This is a genomic window from Chryseobacterium shigense (assembly GCF_900156575.1).
In the GTDB taxonomy this organism is placed as follows: Bacteria; Bacteroidota; Bacteroidia; order Flavobacteriales; family Weeksellaceae; genus Chryseobacterium; species Chryseobacterium shigense.
The window spans coordinates 168,620-187,375 of the sequence record NZ_FTNY01000007.1; the positions used below are offsets into that span (position 1 = coordinate 168,620).

The following is an 18,756-nucleotide window of genomic DNA, read 5'->3' on the forward strand; positions in this document are numbered from 1 at the left end:
GACCGGCAGATCCTATCTGTCGGTTTTCTTTTTTGAAAGGAAAATACTTTTATGATGGTTTGGATTCCAATAATCCCAGTAAATCATGCTTTGAAAGCTTCTGAATGCCGGTTCCATCCGTCTGGAGCAGATTTTGAGCCAATTCGTTTTTCTTTTTCTGAAGACTTAAAATCTTTTCTTCCACAGTATTCGAACAGATCAGCCGGACAGCAATCACATTTTTAGTTTGTCCGATCCGGTAGCTTCGGTCAATGGCCTGATTTTCCGCGGCAGGATTCCACCATGGATCCACCAGATAAATGTAGTCAGCCTGCGTCAGATTGAGTCCTACACCGCCCGCTTTTAAACTGATCAGAAATACTCGGACCTCTTCATTTTCCTGAAAATTATTAACGACTTTACCTCTGTTTTTAGTCTGTCCGGTAAGGTATTCAAAAGGAATTTTTTTACGTTCAAGTTCAGCTTTAAGTAAGTCCAGCATCTCTACAAATTGGGAGAAGACCAGGATTTTATGATCTTTAGACTTACTTTGAATCTGTTCCATCAGTATTTCTATTTTCACGGCATGCTCATTGGAGTATCCTTCTTTTAAAAGGACCGGAGAATTGCAGATCTGTCTGAGCCGGGTAAGACCTGTGAGGACGTGCATACTGTTTTTGTTCAGGTCATCGTCATCATTGGCCGCAATGAATTCACGCAGTTCCTTTTCATAAGCATCATAAATTTTACGTTGTTCCGCATCCATTTCGCAATAGATCACCATCTCTGTTTTGTCAGGAAGCTCTTTGGCCACCTGCTTCTTGGTTCTGCGGAGAATAAAAGGCTTTATTTTCTGCTGGAGTTCCTGAGCCCGTTTACCATATTCAAATTTATCAATAGGGACGGCGTAAATGTCTTTAAAATACTGTTTGCTCCCCAAAAGCCCGGGACACGCAAAAGAAAGCTGACTGTAAAGATCAAACGTATTATTTTCAATAGGAGTTCCGGTAAGAACGATCCTATTTCTCGACTGTAAAAGGCGAGCAGCTTTATATCTTTCCGAATTAGGATTTTTTATTGTTTGTGACTCATCCAGAAAGACATAATTGAAACGGAAGTTTTTCAGAAAACCAATATCCGAAAGAAGCATTCCATAGCTGGTAAGCACCACTTCATACTCAGACATATGCTCTGAAGCTTTCAACCGGTCTGCTCCATAATGTGTCATTACCTTAATGGAAGGCGCAAATCTGGCAATTTCTTCCTGCCAGTTGAAGAGAAGGGAAGTAGGAACCACCACAAGATGGGTCGTAGGTCCCCGTTTTTCCCTCTGAGACAGAATAAAGGCAATGATCTGAAGCGTTTTTCCAAGTCCCATATCATCGGCCAGGCAGCCCCCGAAATTGAAACCGTCTAAAAAGTCCAGCCAGTTCAGTCCGTCATGCTGATAATCCCTCAATACTGCATTTAATCCGGTGGGAATATTGATTTGAGGAATATCTTTAACCGATGAAAACTGAATGGAGTAGGAAGAAAGTTCTTCCTGCATTTCTTCACTTAAAACTTCTTTTTCAAATAAAGTGGACACTTCAGTAAAATTGATCTTCGGGATTTTAAGATCTTCAGCATCAATTTCTCCGATCCTGAAAAACTCATTCATTTTGTCGATCCATTCTTCCGGAAGAAAGCCAAGAGTGCCGTCGTCCAGTTGGACAAATTTACTCCTGTTGCGGATAGCCCGGTGAAGCTGTTTCAAAGCAGCATCTTTCTGCCCGAAACTCACCTTTAGTTTAGCATTGAACCAGTCTAGTCCGCTGGTAATCTGAATATCGATCTTGGCTCGGTATCCATTGAGCTTATTGTTTTTCAGTTCATTGAATCCCAGAATGATAACCCCTTCATTTCTCCACAGTTCAAAAGCTTGAAGAAACCAATCTTCATCCAGAAATTTATCTTTGTGAAGATAAAAATAATCATAGCCATCCATCTGTGCCTCAAAGTCAGGGTGCTGCTTCATGATGAGAGATGTAAAGCGCGCCTCCTCAGCATCACTTCTGTCAATTTTAAACACATTTCCATTCTGATCTGTACCGAAAAGCTGCTTTCTGGAGTAGACAGGAACCTCCGCCTGTCCATACTTCATCACCGGAGTGATGGCAATATAATTCCCTTGCTGCCGAAGGTAAATGATCCTTTCATTCCTGTGTGTTTTTTCTTCAAGCTGTACCGGAGTTCCAGGTTGGATATAGCTGTAATTAATTTGAATACGCTGCTCAAGTGAAGCTAAAATATTCTGCATAAATGCTTCATATTTTGAGGAATGAACAAGCAGGATTTCATTATTGGCTTTGAAAAATTTAATGACCCTCAGCATATCAGGATCATCTGCAAAACTGAAGGTATTCCGGCTGTAGATAAAGTACTCATTCCTGATGACGATATTTTTAAAAGGAATAGCTCTATCATTGAACTCAAGTTCACCCGTTATTTCGTAAAAAGGATTTTTTTTAAATACGGAAAGCCGTATTTCAGCCTGTAAAATTTCAAGATCTACAGGGACAAGAGATTTCGCCGAAACGGTTTCTGATAATTCCCGGTCATGGTAGTATGTTTCCAGACCGAGAGGATTCTGTACGATCTGCTTCAGAGCCTCAAGTTCTGCTGCATTGTACTCTTCATTATAATTATTTTGAAAAGCAGAAACAGCTGTATAGAATTTAATCTGCTTTGGCTCCTCGGCTTTCCAGATCAGCTGCATGGCATCAACTGGATTGACCGGATTCTTGATCTTTCCGGCTTGCGTGGCATCAGCTTCCATCAGTGAAAAGTTCAGATGGCTGTAATACCGGTGCCTTCCGATAACCAGTATTTTTCTTTTTCCGGTTTCCAGTAGCGCTAGTTCTTCAATCGCTGAAGAGCGCTGGGGAAGAAGTTGCTGTTTTAAAACTTCCTCATCTATAGGCAGCATTTCCTTGATCTTAGGACGTACCTCAACCTGGCCATCAGTGTATTCGAGGTCGAAATACTGATCGAGATCCGGCTCATTTTCCAAGCCATAACTTTTAGCTTTGGCAATAAAAAGCTTTTTGCGAAGAAACGGATCAAAAAAAGTTCTGAAATTTTTATTTTCCAGAATACAGTGGATAATTTCTGTCTGATGATCACAAAGCTGGTCTTTGGGACTGCTGCAGCTGCAGGTACTTACTATAGAACTGCCTATCTGGCTTACTGAAACATCTGGAAAATCCTTTAATGGAGATGTTTTGGTGAAAACTGCATTGTTGTTTTCAATGGCAGTAGGATATATTTCATGAAAATCTCTGATCTCCAGAAATGCACTCCCTGAGGTGTGTTTTAAAAGATCATAAACAGAAAGCGTAGTGATGCTTTTATTTTCCAGAATATATGCCGCCATAAGCAGGCGAATTTACGAAAAAGCATGACAAAAATCAAAGGGATCCTGAATGAAGTGAAAAACCAATGGTAGAGCGCGTTTCAATAGATGTTAAACGCGTATTGTATGCTCTGAATACCAATATAAATATTCAATTCTATTTTATCATACGATTAATAGATATTTTATCGTTATTATTGTACAATATTTGAATTCATGAAAAATACGAAATGAATTTAAGAAGATTATAATTTTTTTTTAATGACAAGCAAGATTATAGGCGTCGGCAATTATATTCCGCCGGAAACAATTACAAATTTATTTTTTGACCAGCATCATTTTATTAATAAAAACGGAGAGTCATTAAAGGAAGCGAATGATATTATTGCCAGAAAGCTCAAAGAAATTACCGGCATCGAAGAAAGAAGGTATGCATCTGGGCACCAGGTCACTTCAGATCTGGGACTGATCGCAGCACAGAGAGCCATAGAAAATTCTAAAATAGATCCTGAAACACTGGATTATATCATTTTTGCGCACAATTTTGGGGATGTACGTGCGGGTACTATCCAGTCGGATAGTGTTCCAAGTTTAGCCTCAAGAGTAAAACATCTTCTAAAGATCAAAAATAATTTCTGTGTGGCCTACGACGTTTTGTTTGGATGTCCCGGATGGATCGAAGGGGTGATACAGGCCAATGCTTTCATCAGATCAGGTATTGCAAAGCGTTGTCTGGTGATCGGAGCAGAAACACTTTCAAGAGTGGTGGATATCCACGACAGAGACAGTATGATCTATGCCGATGGAGCAGGAGCTGCAATTCTGGAAGCCAGTGATGACGACAGTGGAATACAGTCCCATTTATCAGCCTCTTACACTTTAAACGAAAAAGATTTCCTGTTTTTTGGAAAGTCATACAATAACGAAAGCTGTCCTGATACCAAATACATCAAGATGGATGGTCGTAAGATCTATGAATTTGCCCTGGTGAATGTAGCCGATGCAATGAAGAAATGTATGGATGCCAGCGGATATACGATAGATCAGCTTGACAAAATCATTATCCACCAGGCAAATGAAAAGATGGATGAGGCAATCGTAAAACGCTTTTATCAGCTGTACGATCTTCCAATGCCGGAAAATATTATGCCGATGGTCATTTCTAAACTAGGAAATAGCAGCGTAGCGACGATTCCTACTTTGCTTACGATGATCTTAGACGAAGAGCTGCCTTCTCACGAAATAAAAAAAGGCGATGTTGTTTTATTTGCCTCTGTAGGGGCAGGGATGAATATCAATTCATTTGTTTATAAATTTTAACTTATTATATAAGAAAAGGAGGTTGTGGTCTCAATGATCACATTATCGGTTCTCTTCTATTGAAAAAAGGCTCAGATTGTGATGATCTGAGCTTTTTTTATTTACATTTTCATGGATTCAAATCCGTTTTGGCTACAGGTTAGTCCAATTTGGCAACTCCAGCCTTTTTTCTAATGCTGACCTTTGTCCTGTTAATTTAATACAGAACAAAATGAAAACAATTTTTATAACAGGCGCTTCAACAGGACTAGGAAAAGCGACTGCCCAATTATTTCAAAGCAGAGGATGGAACGTTATTGCAACGATGAGAAATCCCGAAGCAGATACTGAGCTTAACGGTTTAGATAACGTTACCCTGCTTCCATTGGATGTGACCAATCTTGAACAGATCAAATCAACCGTTAGCAAAGCCCTTGAGTTAGGGAATATTGATGTTGTTTTCAATAATGCCGGATACGGTCTTATCGGACCTTTGGAAGCATTATCGGATGAACAGATCTTAAAGCAGTTGGATACCAATCTTTTAGGGGTAATTCGGGTGACGCAGGCATTCATCCCATATTTCAGAGAGCGAAAAAGCGGAATGTTTATTTCTACCACTTCTATTGGAGGATTAATCGCCTTTCCGTTAGGTTCTACTTACCACGCTACTAAATGGGCACTGGAAGGCTGGAGCGAAAGTTTAGCCTATGAATTGAACACATTTGGAATTGACGTTAAAACTGTTTCTCCCGGAGGAATTAAGACAGATTTTGTAAGCCGTTCTTTAGAGGCGGCCACCAGTCCTGCGTATGAAGAAATGACCAACTCTTTGTTCTCCAAGATGGAAGGAATGATGGAGGCTGCTTCAGAACCGGAACAGATTGCTGAGGTAGTTTATGAAGCTGCTACAGACGGTAAAAAGCAATTAAGATATGTAGCGGGAGAAGATGCGAAAGCATTGTATGCGCAGCGTATTGAGCTGGGAGATGAGCTTTTCAGAGAACAGTTTGGAAAACAGTTCATCTAAGCTATTGAAATAGGAGGACAGCGTAAGTAGATTTTATTTATGCTGTCTTTTAATCTGAATATTCAATACATTTATATCATGGAAAAGAAAGATACCACCCCTATGAAAATTTCGTCCATATCGGAACTTCACCATCTGCTGAAGCTCCCTAAGCCGCTTCATCCGCTGGTGAGCCTGGTAGATAATACCAAAATGACTGTTAATAAAGAACTGCTCAACAGAAGTTTTCATCTCAATTTTTATAAGATTTCCTATAAATTTTCTGAGCATGGAAAAATGGGCTACGGACAGGGCTATTATGATTTTAATGAAGGAGGAATGATGTTTACATCGCCGGGACAAATTCTTTCTACAGAAGTAGATGCAGAATATTGCGGATACACCCTGCTGGTACATCCCGATTTTATACGGAGTTATCCTTTAGCGAAGAATATTAAGAAATTTGGGTTCTTTTCCTATGATACCAATGAAGCACTGCATTTATCTGATCAGGAGAAAACAGTCATCACAGGATTATTGGACAATATCAAAAATGAATTGAATACGGCCATCGATGAGGTGAGCCAGGATGTTATTATTTCTTATATCGAAGTTTTGCTGAACTATAGCAATCGTTTTTATAAAAGGCAGTTTATCACAAGAAAAGCGGTGAACAGTGATCTGCTGTCTAAAATGGATACTGTACTCGAGGACTATTTTAATCAGGAGCAGACCTTAAAAAGTGGTATTCCCACGGTAGAATTTCTCGCTTCTCAACTTCATCTGTCCCCCCATTATCTAAGTGATATGCTCCGGAATCTTACCGGGCAAAATGCGCAGCAGCACATTCATGAAAAACTTATTGAAAAGGCTAAAGAATATCTCACGTCGACAAATTTTTCTGTATCTGAAGTGGCTTATGCTTTAGGTTTTGAGCATCCACAGTCTTTTAATAAACTGTTTAAAAAGAAAACGGATGAAACGCCTTTAAGTTACAGGCAGTTATTTAATTAATCCTCTGAAATCAGAAGGGTAATGGAATGTAACGATTGCTTTTTTTTGAACTTTAACAATGATCCATGATAGATTGTGACCTCACCAGGGATCGAACCTGGATCTAAAGTTTAGGAAACTTCTATTCTATCCATTGAACTATGAGGCCTTCGAACGGAATAAAAATACTAATTAATTGAAATAAAAAAAAGACTGAACATTAATCTTTGAGTATGCATTGTTTATTGGTGGAGTGGTAAATAAAAGAATCCGCTCTTTAGGAGCGGACCCAGTAGATAAATACATCTCATTTTTTTAATTAGACAACAATAAAAAGCACAGCCGACAATGCTGTGCTTAAATTTTTATTTCAAATTTAATTGCAATTTCAAAGCTGAAAAAAGCAAAAAATGATTTCATTTCAGTTGTATTACATAGTAAATGTAGTACAATTTTTAATACGAAGTGTAAATTTAATGTTAAAATTCACAAGTTATCCACAATTTACTGTGGATAAGTCTGTAAGTTCTTGTTATTCAATATATTGTAACACCTTGTTTTTTAATATCTTCTTCTCTTCATTACTGCCTTTATCATCCATATGCCCGTGGTTGATTTGAGTAGGCTGCACCGTCATATGGTATTTTTTTTGTTCTTCAGATGACGGAAGTACGCCTTCATCAGCAGGATAATCGTTGGAACGAAGAGTGTATACTTTAGGATGCGAGGTTCTTGGAAGATACATTCTTCGATTATCCAAAGCAATTATCTGATACACAAGAGTTGGGTATTTATTGGCAAACAGAGCGGTCATGTCTCCACCGTTGGAATGCCCGATCAGTGTCAGGTGTTTATAATCAAGATCTGGTCTGGTCTTTTTAAGCTCATTCAAGACAAATAAAATGTTCTCTGTTCCACGTTCCCAGAATGGCATCCTTACAATTTGTGGCTTTCCTTCCATCGGAATCAGTTCGTCGGTGGGAAGCTCATGCTGGATACTTACTGTAAAATATCCTTTTGAAGCGAGCATTTCGGTCAGATAAGAATACACAAGATAATCACCTCCTTTATTGGCTCCGTAGCCATGACTGAAGATGACCACCTTTTGCCCGGAAATTTTTTGATTGGTTTTCGGACTGTAGAAGGCGACAGGAATTTTACGGTTTCGCTTTTGATGTTTCATAAAAATGGTTATATTTGGCTCATTAATATCTCTTTATAAATATCATTACTTAATCAGACACGTTTCTAAGTGTTTGAAACCTTAAGGCTCAAATTGTCTGAGCCTCATTCTAGTATTATTTAACATTAACAAAGAAAATTTGGTATCGATGGATAATTGTTCATCCTTGATTATGACCTTATTTCTTTACCAACAAAAGAGATCATTATGAGAACCAATACAATAGCCGTTATTGGCGGCACAGGAAAAACAGGAAATTACCTCGTTCAGGAGCTTTTGCAAAAAGGATATCCGATGAAACTGCTACTGCGCACTCCCGAAAATTTTACCATGGAGAATCCTTTAATTGAAATTGTACAAGGAGATGCAAGAGATTTTGATGCAGTAAACCGTTTGATAAAAGACTGCAGTGCAGTAATCAGTAAAATCGGACAGCCTGTAGGAGAAAAATCTATATTCACGGATGCTACAAAAAATATTATCAAGTCTATGAATTCTTATGGCATTAAAAGATATATTGCGATTACCGGATTGAATGTAGATGCTCCCTTGGATGATAAAAATGACAAGGTAAAAGCAGCTACCGAATGGATGTACCAGAATTATCCGAAAACAACAAAGGATAAACAGGACGAATACGATATTCTCGTGAACAGCAATGTAGACTGGACACTGGTCAGACTTCCGCTAATTATCCCCACTTCTGAGCATTTTAAGACAGAAGCCAATCTGGTAGATTGTGTAGGCGATAAAATAAGTGCAGCCGATCTGTCTGAGTTTTTGGTTTCCCAGATTGACGATGAAACCTACCGTAAGCAGAGTCCGTTTTTGTATAATGTCCCGGATTAGAAATCTTATCATTTAAGCAAAAAAATAGAGAGCCATTTGGCTCTCTATTTATATTTAGTTTTCAAGTTTTTCCTTGATGTATTTCGCGGTGTGCGATTTCTTATCTTTCGCAAGGTCTTCCGGTGTTCCTGCAAAAACTACTTCTCCACCATATTTTCCAGCCTCAGGGCCAATATCTATAATGTAGTCTGCACTTTTTATAATATCCGGCTGATGTTCGATAACAATTACCGAATGTCCGAGATCAATCAAAGCCTGCAATGATTTCAGCAATTTCTGGATGTCATGGAAATGCAGTCCTGTAGAAGGTTCATCGAAGATAAACAGGGTTTTGTCTGTAGTCACGCCTTTAACAAGGAATGAAGCCAGTTTCACACGCTGCGCCTCACCTCCGGAAAGAGTAGAAGAGCTTTGTCCCAACTGAAGATAGCCAAGTCCTACTTCCTGAAGCGGTCTCAGTTTTGTAACGATCTTGTCTTCGTTATTGTCCTTAAAGAATTCCAGGGATTCATCCACGGTCATATGAAGGATATCGGAAATGCTTTTTTCATCGAATTTCACTTCAAGGATCTCGCTTTTGAAACGGGTGCCTTTACATACTTCGCATTCCAGTTCGATGTCTGCCATAAACTGCATGGAAACATTGATTACCCCTTCACCTTTACATTCGTCGCATCTTCCGCCATCTACGTTGAAAGAAAAATGTTTCGGCTTATAACCCATCATTTTTGAAACTTTCTGTTTGGCAAAAAGATCCCTGATATCATCATATGCTTTCAGGTAAGTAACAGGATTGGACCGGGAGGATTTCCCGATCGGATTCTGGTCAATGAGTTCAATATTTTTAATCAGTTTCTTTGGAAATTCTACAGAGTCGTAATCTCCTTTTTTACCACCCATTCCCAGCTGGATCTGGATATCATTGGTTAAAATTTCCTTCATTAGCGTAGACTTTCCACTTCCGGAAACTCCCGCGATCACCGTTAAGCTTTCCAGAGGAACATCTACGTCTATATTTTTCAGATTGTTTTGTCTTGCTCCTTTGATATGGATCCATTCCTTCGCTTTTCTTCGCTTTTTAGGAACTTCAATTTCCATTCTTCCGGTTAAATATTTTGAGGTCAGGGTATCTGCATTTTTAAGATCATGATAATCCCCTGCGAATACCAGTTCGCCCCCCAGATAACCTGCTTCCGGACCGATATCAATAATATAATCCGCAGCTTTCATCACATCTTCGTCGTGCTCAACGACAATGACTGTATTTCCGAGATCACGAAGATTCTTTAAAACTCCGATCAGGTTTTCCGTATCTCTTGAGTGAAGACCAATAGAAGGTTCATCCAGAATATAGATAGATCCTACGAGTGAACTTCCCAAACTTGTCGCAAGGTTGATTCTCTGGCTTTCACCACCGGAAAGGGTATTGGAGGTTCTGTTGATCGTTAAATAGCCTAAACCTACTTTTAATAAAAACTGAATTCGGGTTTTGATCTCGTACAATAACCTTTTGGCTACATCCTGATCGTGCTCTGAAAGCTTCAGCCCTTCTATTAAAGGATATAATTCGTCCAGAGGGAGCTCGATCATGGACTGTATATTATGACCGTCTATCTTTACCCAGGTTGTTTCTTCACGAAGCCTCAGTCCTTCACAGGTAGAACAGAGTGTTTTTCCTCTGTATCTGGAAAGCATAACGCGGTATTGAATTTTGTATAGGTTTTCTTCAAGCATTTTGAAGAAATTATTGATCGAAGGAAAACTGCTTTTTCCGTCTCCTTTCCAAAGGAAATTTTTCTGTTCCTTGGTCAGCTGATGATAAGGCTTGTGGATAGGAAAGTCTTCTGCTTTCTTGATGAACGATTTTTTCCATTCGCTCATGGTTTCGCCTCTCCACGAAACAATGGCATCTTCGTAAACGGATAAAGTCTTATTGGGAACAACAAGATCTTCATCGATCCCGATTACTTTTCCATAGCCTTCACATGCAGGACATGCGCCGTATGGATTGTTGAAACTGAAAAAATGGACATTGGGCTCAAGGAACTCCATGCCGTCCAGTTCAAATTTATTGGAAAATTCCTTTACTTTTCCGGTATCCGCATTCTTCAGTGCGCAGTAGCCGTGACCTTCATAAAATGCCATCTGAATAGAGTCGGCCAGTCTTTGAAGAAAGTTTTCGTCTTCTTCATAAGAAAAACGGTCGATCACAAGATTAATGACCATCCCTTTTTCCGGAGTGAACCCGAAACTTTCCAGATCTTCAATACCTGCGACATTACCGTTTATTTCAAGTCTCGTGAAACCGGCCAGCTTTAAAACATTCAGTGCTTCCTTGAAATTGTCTGCATCGTATTCCAAAGGAGCTGTCAATAGAAATGACGTATCTTTTTTGGAGGTTTTGATAAAATCAATCACATCGGAAACAGAATCTTTCTTCACTTCTTCCCCTGAAACCGGAGAATAAGTTTTCCCGATTCTGGCAAAAAGAAGTTTCATATAATCATAGATCTCTGTAGATGTTCCTACGGTAGAACGTGGATTGGAAGAAATTACTTTCTGCTGAATGGCAATAGAGGGAGCAAGTCCTTTGATATCGTCTACTTTCGGTTTTTCTAACTTACCCAAAAACTGACGGGCATAGGAGCTCAAACTCTCTACATATCGTCGCTGTCCTTCTGCATAAATGGTATCGAAAGCCAGGGAAGATTTTCCGCTTCCGGAAACTCCCGTGATCACGATCAGTTTATTTTTAGGGATCAGAACGTCTATATGCTTCAGATTGTTAAGATGTGCATTCTTAACGAAGATCTGTTTTTTTATATCTATTTCTACTGTTTTAGCCATGTTTTATCTTTGAAAAAGATTGTTCGCATCTTAAAAAATTAAGACCCACAAAATTACGAATTTTTAGTGAAAATAATACGTTTAATATATTTGCAGTGTGTAAATATATTATGCGGGAAGGATTCAAAAAAAGAGGACTTATATTTCATGAACCACAGTAAAATCGGGGGGTTATATGATTAATAATTATAAAGTTATATAAATATCAAATCAGTATTGTATTTTGAATCAATTGATGATTTTCGTTATATTTTTAATTTTTCCCTTGTTTTGTGTTTTAAAATTATTTAAAATTGTATTCATAAATAGGTAATAAAGAAATGAGAAAGTTATTCAGAGATCTTGTTACACATTTAATGAGAAAAAGATAAAAAGTCACTTCCCGTAAGAGATGCAGTATTGAGCAATACTGCATCTTTTTTTTATGATAACTATCATTTGCCTGTCTTCAGGAACTCCCTTACTTTTGGGTCCATTATTAAAGAAACTGATTTAGAACAAAACTAGGTACTACTATGATCAAGAAGATTGGAAGCATATTTTTATTGGGATCCATGCTCTGCGCGTATGCACAGGAAAAGACAACAGATATTGAAAGCATTGAATTTCAGGGGAAATTTATTTCCACGCCTTATAAAAATGCCAATCAGAATATTACGGTGATTACGAAGGAAGATATTGCCAATTCTCCTGCAAAAAGTATTGATGAGGTTCTTCAGCAGGTTCCCGGAATGGATATCAGAAGGAGAGGGGCCAATGGGGTGCAGAGTGACATCGGGTTCAGAGGAAGTTCTTTTGAACAGGTATTATTGCTGTTGAACGGAATCAGAATGAATGATTCACAAACGGGGCACAATTCTATGAATGTTCCTGTAGATATGGATGATGTAGAAAGGATCGAGATCATCAAAGGTCCTGCTGCCAGAAGATTTGGCCAGAACGCTTATGCCGGAGTTATCAATATTATTACAAAAACAACCCCCGGAAAACGGGTTAAGATAAGCGCTGAAGGCGGAGATTTCGAAACTTACGGATTCGGTTTCAATGCGCAGCTGGGAAATGAAAAATTCTCTAATTCTCTTCAGGCCAATTCGGCTTCATCACAAGGGTATATGTACAATACGGACTATGAGATCCGAAATGTATTTTACCAGAGTAAACTGAATATTAAAAACGGAGATCTTAAGCTACAGGCAGGTTTTTCTGAAAAGAAATTCGGAGCCAATGGCTTTTATGCTTCTAAAAGTGCAACGGAACAGTACGAGGAAACCCAGGCTTCTATTGTAAGTGTGGCACATCAACAGACTTTTGGTGCTCTAAAATTGAGTTCTAATGTATACTGGAGAAGAGGACAGGATATGTATCTGTATGACAGAAACAAACCTGATGGTTACAGAAATATGCACATCGGAAATAATGTAGGGGGTGAAGTGAATTCCAGTTATCAATGGGGATTAGGAACCACTGGTATTGGAGTGGAGCTAAGAAAAGAGTTTCTGGCGAGTAATAATTTAGGAGAAAGAAACCGCTTTGTTTCGCAGGTTTTCTTTGAACATCATTTTTCATTACTGGATAAGAAATTGAACATTACGCCCGGAATTTCATGGGCCAATTATTCTAAAGAAGGAAATTTTTTCTACCCGGGTCTGGATGTTGGATATAATTTCAATCAGAATAATAAAATCTACGGAAATATTGCCAAAGTTCACAGAGTTCCCACCTTTACAGATCTTTATTATGTAAGCAAAACGGAACAGGGGAACCCGAATCTTCTTCCTGAAAATGCAGTTTCTTCTGAAGTAGGTTATCAGTACCAGAACAGCAGCATTCTGGCGAAAGTGAGCGGATTTATGAGAAATTCCAATAATTCGATCGACTGGGTTAAAAAAAGCCTCACGGATCCGGTTTGGTATGCTCAGAATGTTGGGAAAATTGACACAAAAGGAGTTGAAGTAGAGGTGAGCCACAGGGTTTTTGACTGGCTGAAATATACAGCAGGATACACGTATCTTGACAGTAAAATGAAAGAATCGAATGAGCTTGTTTCCAGGTATATTCTCGATAATCTGAAGCATCAGGTGGTCGCAAAGCTGGAAACAAGATTCCTGAAATATTTCACTAATGAACTGGTGTACCGATATAATGAAAGAATGAACCTGGGAACCTATAATCTTCTTGATGAAAAACTGAGTTTCAGCAAAAAGGATTTTTCTGTATATGTACTCATCAATAATCTTACGGATACACAATATACTGAGGCTTTTGGAGTGGCTATGCCTCAGCGATGGTTCCATTTTGGCTTCTCTTATATGATCAATATTAAGTAAATGTTAATTTGAAATGAATGAAAGTTAATATTAACAAATTGTTAAATCATTTATTTTTGCAAAAATTTTTTATGAAACTTTTTTTAAGTCTGAGTTTACTTCTGAGTATAACCTTTTTAAAAGCACAGGAACATATTTCCAGCTTCAATGCAGTGACTCTAACCTATAAGTTTCATCCGAAATTTTTTCTTTACGCCGAAGGACAGCTCAGAGGCAACGAAGATTATACCTATCCTGATTATTACGAGATCAAAGGAGGAGTAGGTTACAACCTGACCAAAAACCACAAACCCTTCGTAGGTCTTGGGAGATATGTAAACTATAAAGAGCATAGTCTGAGCAGAGAAGAATTCAGGGTATGGCTTCAGGACGTGATCGATCTGAAAAAAGGAATCGTGAAGTTCGAAAACCGTTTCCGTGCAGAAAAAAGCTGGTTTTATGAGCCGTCAACCGATAAAAGTTCTCAAAGAATGCGTTACAGATATCGTCTGAACGTTAGTGTTCCCCTGAATGCAAAAACGGTTAAAAAGGGAACTGTTTTCGCCAATGCCTATGACGAAATTTTCCTTGTTAGTCCTATGAAGCCTACTTTCGCCAGAAATAGAGTATATGGCGGTTTCGGCTATCAGATCGATGATCATTTCGGAATTCTGACGGGTTATCTTTGGCAACGTGAATTTGAAGCAAAAGGAAATAAAAACCTTCATTTTATTTATCTGGCCCTGAATATCAATATAGACGGAACAGATCATCCTACAAAAACCTATGATTTCCCGGGAGCAGACTAAGATGCTTTGTCTAAGTCTGCCTGAAAACCTAATACATCTTTTTTTATGTCCAGATAATATTCATTAAGGGTTTTCTGGAATTGATTGACCATTGCGAATACAGATTCAACTTCATTTTCAAGGTATTTGTCATGATTAAAGTAAATGTATGCGGCGTCTGCATATGATTTCAGAATAGATCTGCTTTCTTCTGTTAATGATTCTTTATAACTTGAATTGTCTATAAAATCATTCAGACTTTTTTTGAAAGAGGTTTCTGCTTTTAATAGTTTGGCTCTATGCTTACGGATTTCTTCAAAGGGTAAAGTAACAGTCATGAACTGAAGGTAGGCAGCAAACTTCAGTGATGAGGATAAGATATACGGTGAAAAATATTAAAATGGATACAATAGCAGAAGTCAGCTTAGACCTGTAAGCTGGTGACATTTTAGGGAGGTTATTCATTTTTGTGTTTTTATGCTTTTAATATTTCTCGATCAGGTAGCGGTAAGCTTTCAGATATTTATTAAACCTTTTAATATCTTTGGGCGTCAATTCTCTGTTCACTCTCCGAAGATCCATATTATCCCGCAGGTCATTCAGTTTTACAGCTACCGAAAGAGGAGATCTTTCCGTTCTCTTGATAAACTCATCATAATCTTCTTCAGGATCATATTTGGTAAGGCAGCTTACGGCAAAAATTATATATTCGGGGAAACCTTCAGCTCTTAAATACTCGAGACTGAATTCTGCCGGATGATCTTCCACCACGTCATGCAATACGCCTACAATTTTTTCATCCAGTGTTTTTCCATATTCCATCACCCGCATTACGTGAGCAATGTAGGGTGCATGGTACTTGTCGGTTTGTCCTTTATGTGCCTTGTCGGCTATTTTTATGGCTCTGTTGAGCATTTCTTCTTTTGTCATTTCAGATTGAAAATAGAATACAAAAATAAAAAATGCCTTAAAGAATAAGACATTTTTATTAAGTTTATTTTAGATATTGTTAAAGATTAATATCATCTTCTACAGAAGCACCTGAAGCATTGTTTTTTACGGATTCTATACCGTTTTCCATTCCATTATCAGATTCGTACATCTGGCTCGTTCCTATGACCTGTCCATTGCCGGCTTTTAAATTGAAATAGCAGCGCTCATCTTTCGCCATATTTCTTTCAAATTTCGAATCGTCCTGCGAATTTGTGCGTACAGATTCTATGCCGTTTTCACAGGAGGGTTTTGAGGCATATCCCTGGCTGGTTAAGATCACTTGTCCGTTTCCGGCTTTGAGATTGAATTGAAAATCTCCGTTTGTTCTTTTAGAAATAATAAATTTTCCCATAGTCATTAGTTTTTGTGAATTGAGTTTGTTTTTTCGTTATTTGGAAGGCGTTGCCTTTTTTGTATCGGTTTCTGTTTTTTCCGGTATAGTGCCTGTATTGAGTATTTTATATTGTGAGTTATCCTTCTTTGCTTCTTTTAAAGCCATATAGGCTGAGGTGTCCGGCTTTACAGTCAATATTTTGTAAGGTTCATTATGATCTTTACTAATATCTGTCGGTACTTCTTTTTTACGATCTTTAAAGTAGCTTGCCTTCGTGGTATCTATTTTTGGCAGAACTTTTACATTACCATCTTTCTGTTGGGCGAAAACGGTTGTGCAAAATAATATCAGTGTACACGATAATAATGATTTCATTCCTTTACATTTTTTAATAATGGTTATGATTGAGTATAGCTCCATTCAGGATTTTTAAACACTTTATACTTTTTTGTTATTTCCTTCTTTTTATCTGTCCATAAAAATTGGATCAGAACATCTTCGGTCTCATTATTTTTTCTATTAATGGTAATGGAAACAGAGACCGGAATTCTTTTCTTTTTTAGTTCCCAGTTTTTATATTTGATTTCATTTTTCCTGATCTCCACAGGATCATGGGTTGGGCGGTCAGGCTCATTTTGGATCCACAGGATATTAGAGTCACCTAATGGTGTTAGGATTTCACTTTCTCTGTTTTTTAATTCTTTTATGATAAAGGGGTATTTTTTGAGAATAGATTCAGCATTCATGCATGACATTTCCTCAGCATATTCCATAGCAGCAGTGCCACAGCCAAAAATAAGCTTAGGTTCTTGAGGTCTATTTATTCTGTTACTGAAAGAATATTCAACATTACTTAATGTGATATCTCTTAATATACCATTGCATTTTGGTCTTATACTGTCTTTGAGAGCATATTGGGAAAATGAAAGACAGAATATGAATACTGCAATAAAAGCGGGTAATTTTTTTGTCATCGTGTTCAAAAAAATGATTGTTGATCATATTTATTTATTAAAAATAACAAAAAAAATAAAATACAGCAAAAAAAGATGCACGAAGTTAAAGATCTAATATTCATTTTCATTCACGCCAATCTATGAATGTTGAAATTTTTTTTAAGAAAAATAAGATCTCGGGCCTCATAAACAGGTGAAGATTTATATAAATAAAGTATTTTTATTGCGTTTGTTTAATGAGGCTTTAACGGCCTTTTTCTATTAAATTTTTAACTAAAAATAAATAGCTGAAGATGCAAATTAAGAGTTTAGAAAAGGTTACAATGGAAGATCTGACGGCTGTTTTCAATCTGTCATTTTCTGATTATATCGTCCCCTTCCAGTTGACTTTGGAACAATTGAAATCTAAAATAGAAGCAGAAGACATCAGACCCGGTTTATCTCTTGGTGTTTTTGATTCCGATAGGATAGTGGGATTTATGCTTCATGGATTGAGGATAGATGAATCAGGATCGGCTGTATACAATGCCGGTACCGGAGTAATACCAGAGTACAGAGGAAAAGGGCTGGTGGGGAAAATGTACGAAGAACTGATTCCTCGATTAAAAGCACTTAATGTAAAGAAAATGGTTCTTGAAGTTATCCGGGAGAACAAGCCCGCCGTCAGGGCCTATGAGAAAATGGGATATGTTGTTTCCCGAAAACTGGACTGTTTCTCAGGTAAATTAAATATTCTAAAAGACAATAAAGAGGTGACGATCCAACAGGCTTCCGAATTGAAATGGAATGAATTTGTTCCTTTCTGGGAAATACAACCCAGCTGGCAAAATGCGATTCAATCATTAGAGAATAGTAAAAGCCTTTGCAGCATTGCCATAGCGTATAAGGATCAGGTAAAGGTGGGATATGTGATATTTAATGCAGTATCAGCAAAGGTCTATCAGTTTGCCGTCTCTCCCGATTATCGGGGCATGGGAATTGGCAGCAGCTTGTTTTCATACATCCGTGAGATGATGAAAAGCGATGATGTGTATGTCTATAATATAGATGACAGCTCAACTGCGAGTGTTTGTTTTTTGAAAAAAATCGGACTTTCCAAAAAGGTGGTACAGTTCGAAATGACCAGAGCTGTTTAGTTATTGATCAAGACATTGCGATAATTATAGCAAAAAAAGATTCTTATTCTTGATAAGCTTTACAGTTAAATTTATTTATAAAAAAGACTAATAAGCTCCTTTAGTAGTAATAATCAGCTGCTTTTTCAGTAAGACGTACTCCATTTTTGTGGTATTGCGTGATTAATCTTTTAGAAAGCAAAGCTTTTAATTGTACTTAATAAAAATAAAAAGTAGTTGGGAATCTGAAAAAAATCTTTATTTTTGGCTGCAATAAAAAAAACAAAAACTATGAAATGGTACTTAAAAGCATTGAAACAATATGCTGATTTTACAGGGAGAGCGAGAAGAACAGAATACTGGATGTACATACTGTTTAATCTGATTTTCGCAATTATAGCCGCAGTATTAGACAATCTTTTAGGATTGAAATTTAATCAGGAAATCCCTTATGGATTCATTTACTTGATTTACGGATTGGCTACTTTTATTCCGGGATTAGCTGTGATGGTCAGAAGACTACATGATGTTGATAAAAGCGGGTGGTGGATGTTTATCTCTCTGATCCCAATTGTTGGAACGATTTGGTTACTTGTACTTCTGGCAACAGACGGAACTCCGGGAGCGAATCAGTATGGGGTAAATCCTAAAGAGAATTTCAATGAAATTAATGAAATCGGACAAAAACAGATGTAAATTTTAAAAGAATTA

At 37.8% G+C, this 18,756-nt stretch carries 16 protein-coding genes and 1 tRNA gene; 8 read left to right on the plus strand and 9 right to left on the minus strand.

Annotated elements, in window-relative coordinates:
• Positions 1-49: 49 nt before the first annotated feature.
• The gene (locus BW964_RS20610) at positions 50-3,394 is read right to left on the minus strand and encodes a DEAD/DEAH box helicase (RefSeq protein ID WP_076510205.1); all 3,345 of its coding nucleotides are present in this window, start codon (positions 3,392-3,394) and stop codon (positions 50-52) included.
• A gap of 240 nt (positions 3,395-3,634) precedes the next feature.
• Here BW964_RS20610 and BW964_RS20615 point away from each other — a divergent pair, with 240 nt between their 5' ends.
• The 3 genes from BW964_RS20615 to BW964_RS20625 all read left to right on the plus strand — a co-directional run bounded on the left by BW964_RS20615 (position 3,635) and on the right by BW964_RS20625 (position 6,695).
• On the plus strand, positions 3,635-4,693 hold the full coding sequence (locus BW964_RS20615) for a 3-oxoacyl-ACP synthase III family protein (protein ID WP_076510207.1): 1,059 nt from the start codon (positions 3,635-3,637) through the stop codon (positions 4,691-4,693).
• Between the two features lie 211 nt (positions 4,694-4,904).
• Entirely contained in the window at positions 4,905-5,702 is a 798-nt protein-coding gene (locus BW964_RS20620; protein WP_076510209.1) for an SDR family oxidoreductase, read from the plus strand.
• Between the two features lie 78 nt (positions 5,703-5,780).
• Complete coding sequence (locus BW964_RS20625) at positions 5,781-6,695, plus strand: helix-turn-helix domain-containing protein (protein ID WP_076510308.1); 915 nt, start codon at positions 5,781-5,783, stop codon at positions 6,693-6,695.
• Positions 6,696-6,771: 76 nt separating this feature from the next.
• On the opposite strand, the gene BW964_RS20630 is transcribed toward BW964_RS20625, so the two are convergent.
• A tRNA-Arg gene (locus tag BW964_RS20630) sits at positions 6,772-6,843 on the minus strand.
• Between the two features lie 363 nt (positions 6,844-7,206).
• The gene (locus BW964_RS20635) at positions 7,207-7,857 is read right to left on the minus strand and encodes an alpha/beta hydrolase (protein WP_185117128.1); all 651 of its coding nucleotides are present in this window, start codon (positions 7,855-7,857) and stop codon (positions 7,207-7,209) included.
• A 207-nt stretch (positions 7,858-8,064) separates the two neighbouring features.
• Between BW964_RS20635 and BW964_RS20640 the strand changes: the two genes are divergently transcribed.
• The gene (locus BW964_RS20640; RefSeq protein WP_076510310.1) at positions 8,065-8,706 is read left to right on the plus strand and encodes an NAD(P)-dependent oxidoreductase; all 642 of its coding nucleotides are present in this window, start codon (positions 8,065-8,067) and stop codon (positions 8,704-8,706) included.
• Positions 8,707-8,760: 54 nt separating this feature from the next.
• Here BW964_RS20640 and uvrA read toward each other — a convergent pair whose 3' ends face one another.
• Entirely contained in the window at positions 8,761-11,553 is a 2,793-nt protein-coding gene (gene uvrA / locus BW964_RS20645) for an excinuclease ABC subunit UvrA (protein WP_076510211.1), read from the minus strand.
• Between the two features lie 515 nt (positions 11,554-12,068).
• On the opposite strand from uvrA, the gene BW964_RS20650 reads away from it, so the two are divergent.
• Together BW964_RS20650 and BW964_RS20655 are read left to right on the plus strand one after the other, a co-directional pair.
• Positions 12,069-13,880, plus strand: a complete 1,812-nt coding sequence (locus tag BW964_RS20650; protein ID WP_076510213.1) for a TonB-dependent receptor plug domain-containing protein — start codon at positions 12,069-12,071, stop codon at positions 13,878-13,880.
• Between the two features lie 71 nt (positions 13,881-13,951).
• Positions 13,952-14,668, plus strand: a complete 717-nt coding sequence (locus BW964_RS20655) for a DUF2490 domain-containing protein (protein WP_076510312.1) — start codon at positions 13,952-13,954, stop codon at positions 14,666-14,668.
• Here the strand turns inward: BW964_RS20655 and BW964_RS20660 are convergent.
• The 5 genes from BW964_RS20660 to BW964_RS20680 all read right to left on the minus strand — a co-directional run bounded on the left by BW964_RS20660 (position 14,665) and on the right by BW964_RS20680 (position 16,948).
• Positions 14,665-14,985, minus strand: a complete 321-nt coding sequence (locus BW964_RS20660; RefSeq protein ID WP_076510215.1) for a hypothetical protein — start codon at positions 14,983-14,985, stop codon at positions 14,665-14,667. The genes BW964_RS20655 and BW964_RS20660 overlap by 4 nt on opposite strands.
• 145 nt (positions 14,986-15,130) lie before the next feature.
• On the minus strand, positions 15,131-15,577 hold the full coding sequence (locus BW964_RS20665) for a phosphohydrolase (protein WP_084176068.1): 447 nt from the start codon (positions 15,575-15,577) through the stop codon (positions 15,131-15,133).
• A gap of 79 nt (positions 15,578-15,656) precedes the next feature.
• Positions 15,657-15,992, minus strand: coding sequence for a YegP family protein (locus BW964_RS20670; RefSeq protein WP_076510217.1), 336 nt, complete (start codon positions 15,990-15,992; stop codon positions 15,657-15,659).
• Between the two features lie 36 nt (positions 15,993-16,028).
• Positions 16,029-16,349, minus strand: a complete 321-nt coding sequence (locus BW964_RS20675; protein ID WP_076510220.1) for a hypothetical protein — start codon at positions 16,347-16,349, stop codon at positions 16,029-16,031.
• A gap of 23 nt (positions 16,350-16,372) precedes the next feature.
• Positions 16,373-16,948 carry a hypothetical protein gene (locus tag BW964_RS20680; RefSeq protein WP_076510222.1) on the minus strand — a complete coding sequence of 192 codons (576 nt, stop codon included), beginning with the start codon at positions 16,946-16,948 and terminating at the stop codon, positions 16,373-16,375.
• A 275-nt stretch (positions 16,949-17,223) separates the two neighbouring features.
• Here BW964_RS20680 and BW964_RS20685 point away from each other — a divergent pair, with 275 nt between their 5' ends.
• Positions 17,224-18,066, plus strand: coding sequence for a GNAT family N-acetyltransferase (locus BW964_RS20685; RefSeq protein WP_076510224.1), 843 nt, complete (start codon positions 17,224-17,226; stop codon positions 18,064-18,066).
• A 270-nt stretch (positions 18,067-18,336) separates the two neighbouring features.
• Positions 18,337-18,741 carry a DUF805 domain-containing protein gene (locus tag BW964_RS20690; RefSeq protein WP_076510226.1) on the plus strand — a complete coding sequence of 135 codons (405 nt, stop codon included), beginning with the start codon at positions 18,337-18,339 and terminating at the stop codon, positions 18,739-18,741.
• Positions 18,742-18,756 lie beyond the last annotated feature (15 nt).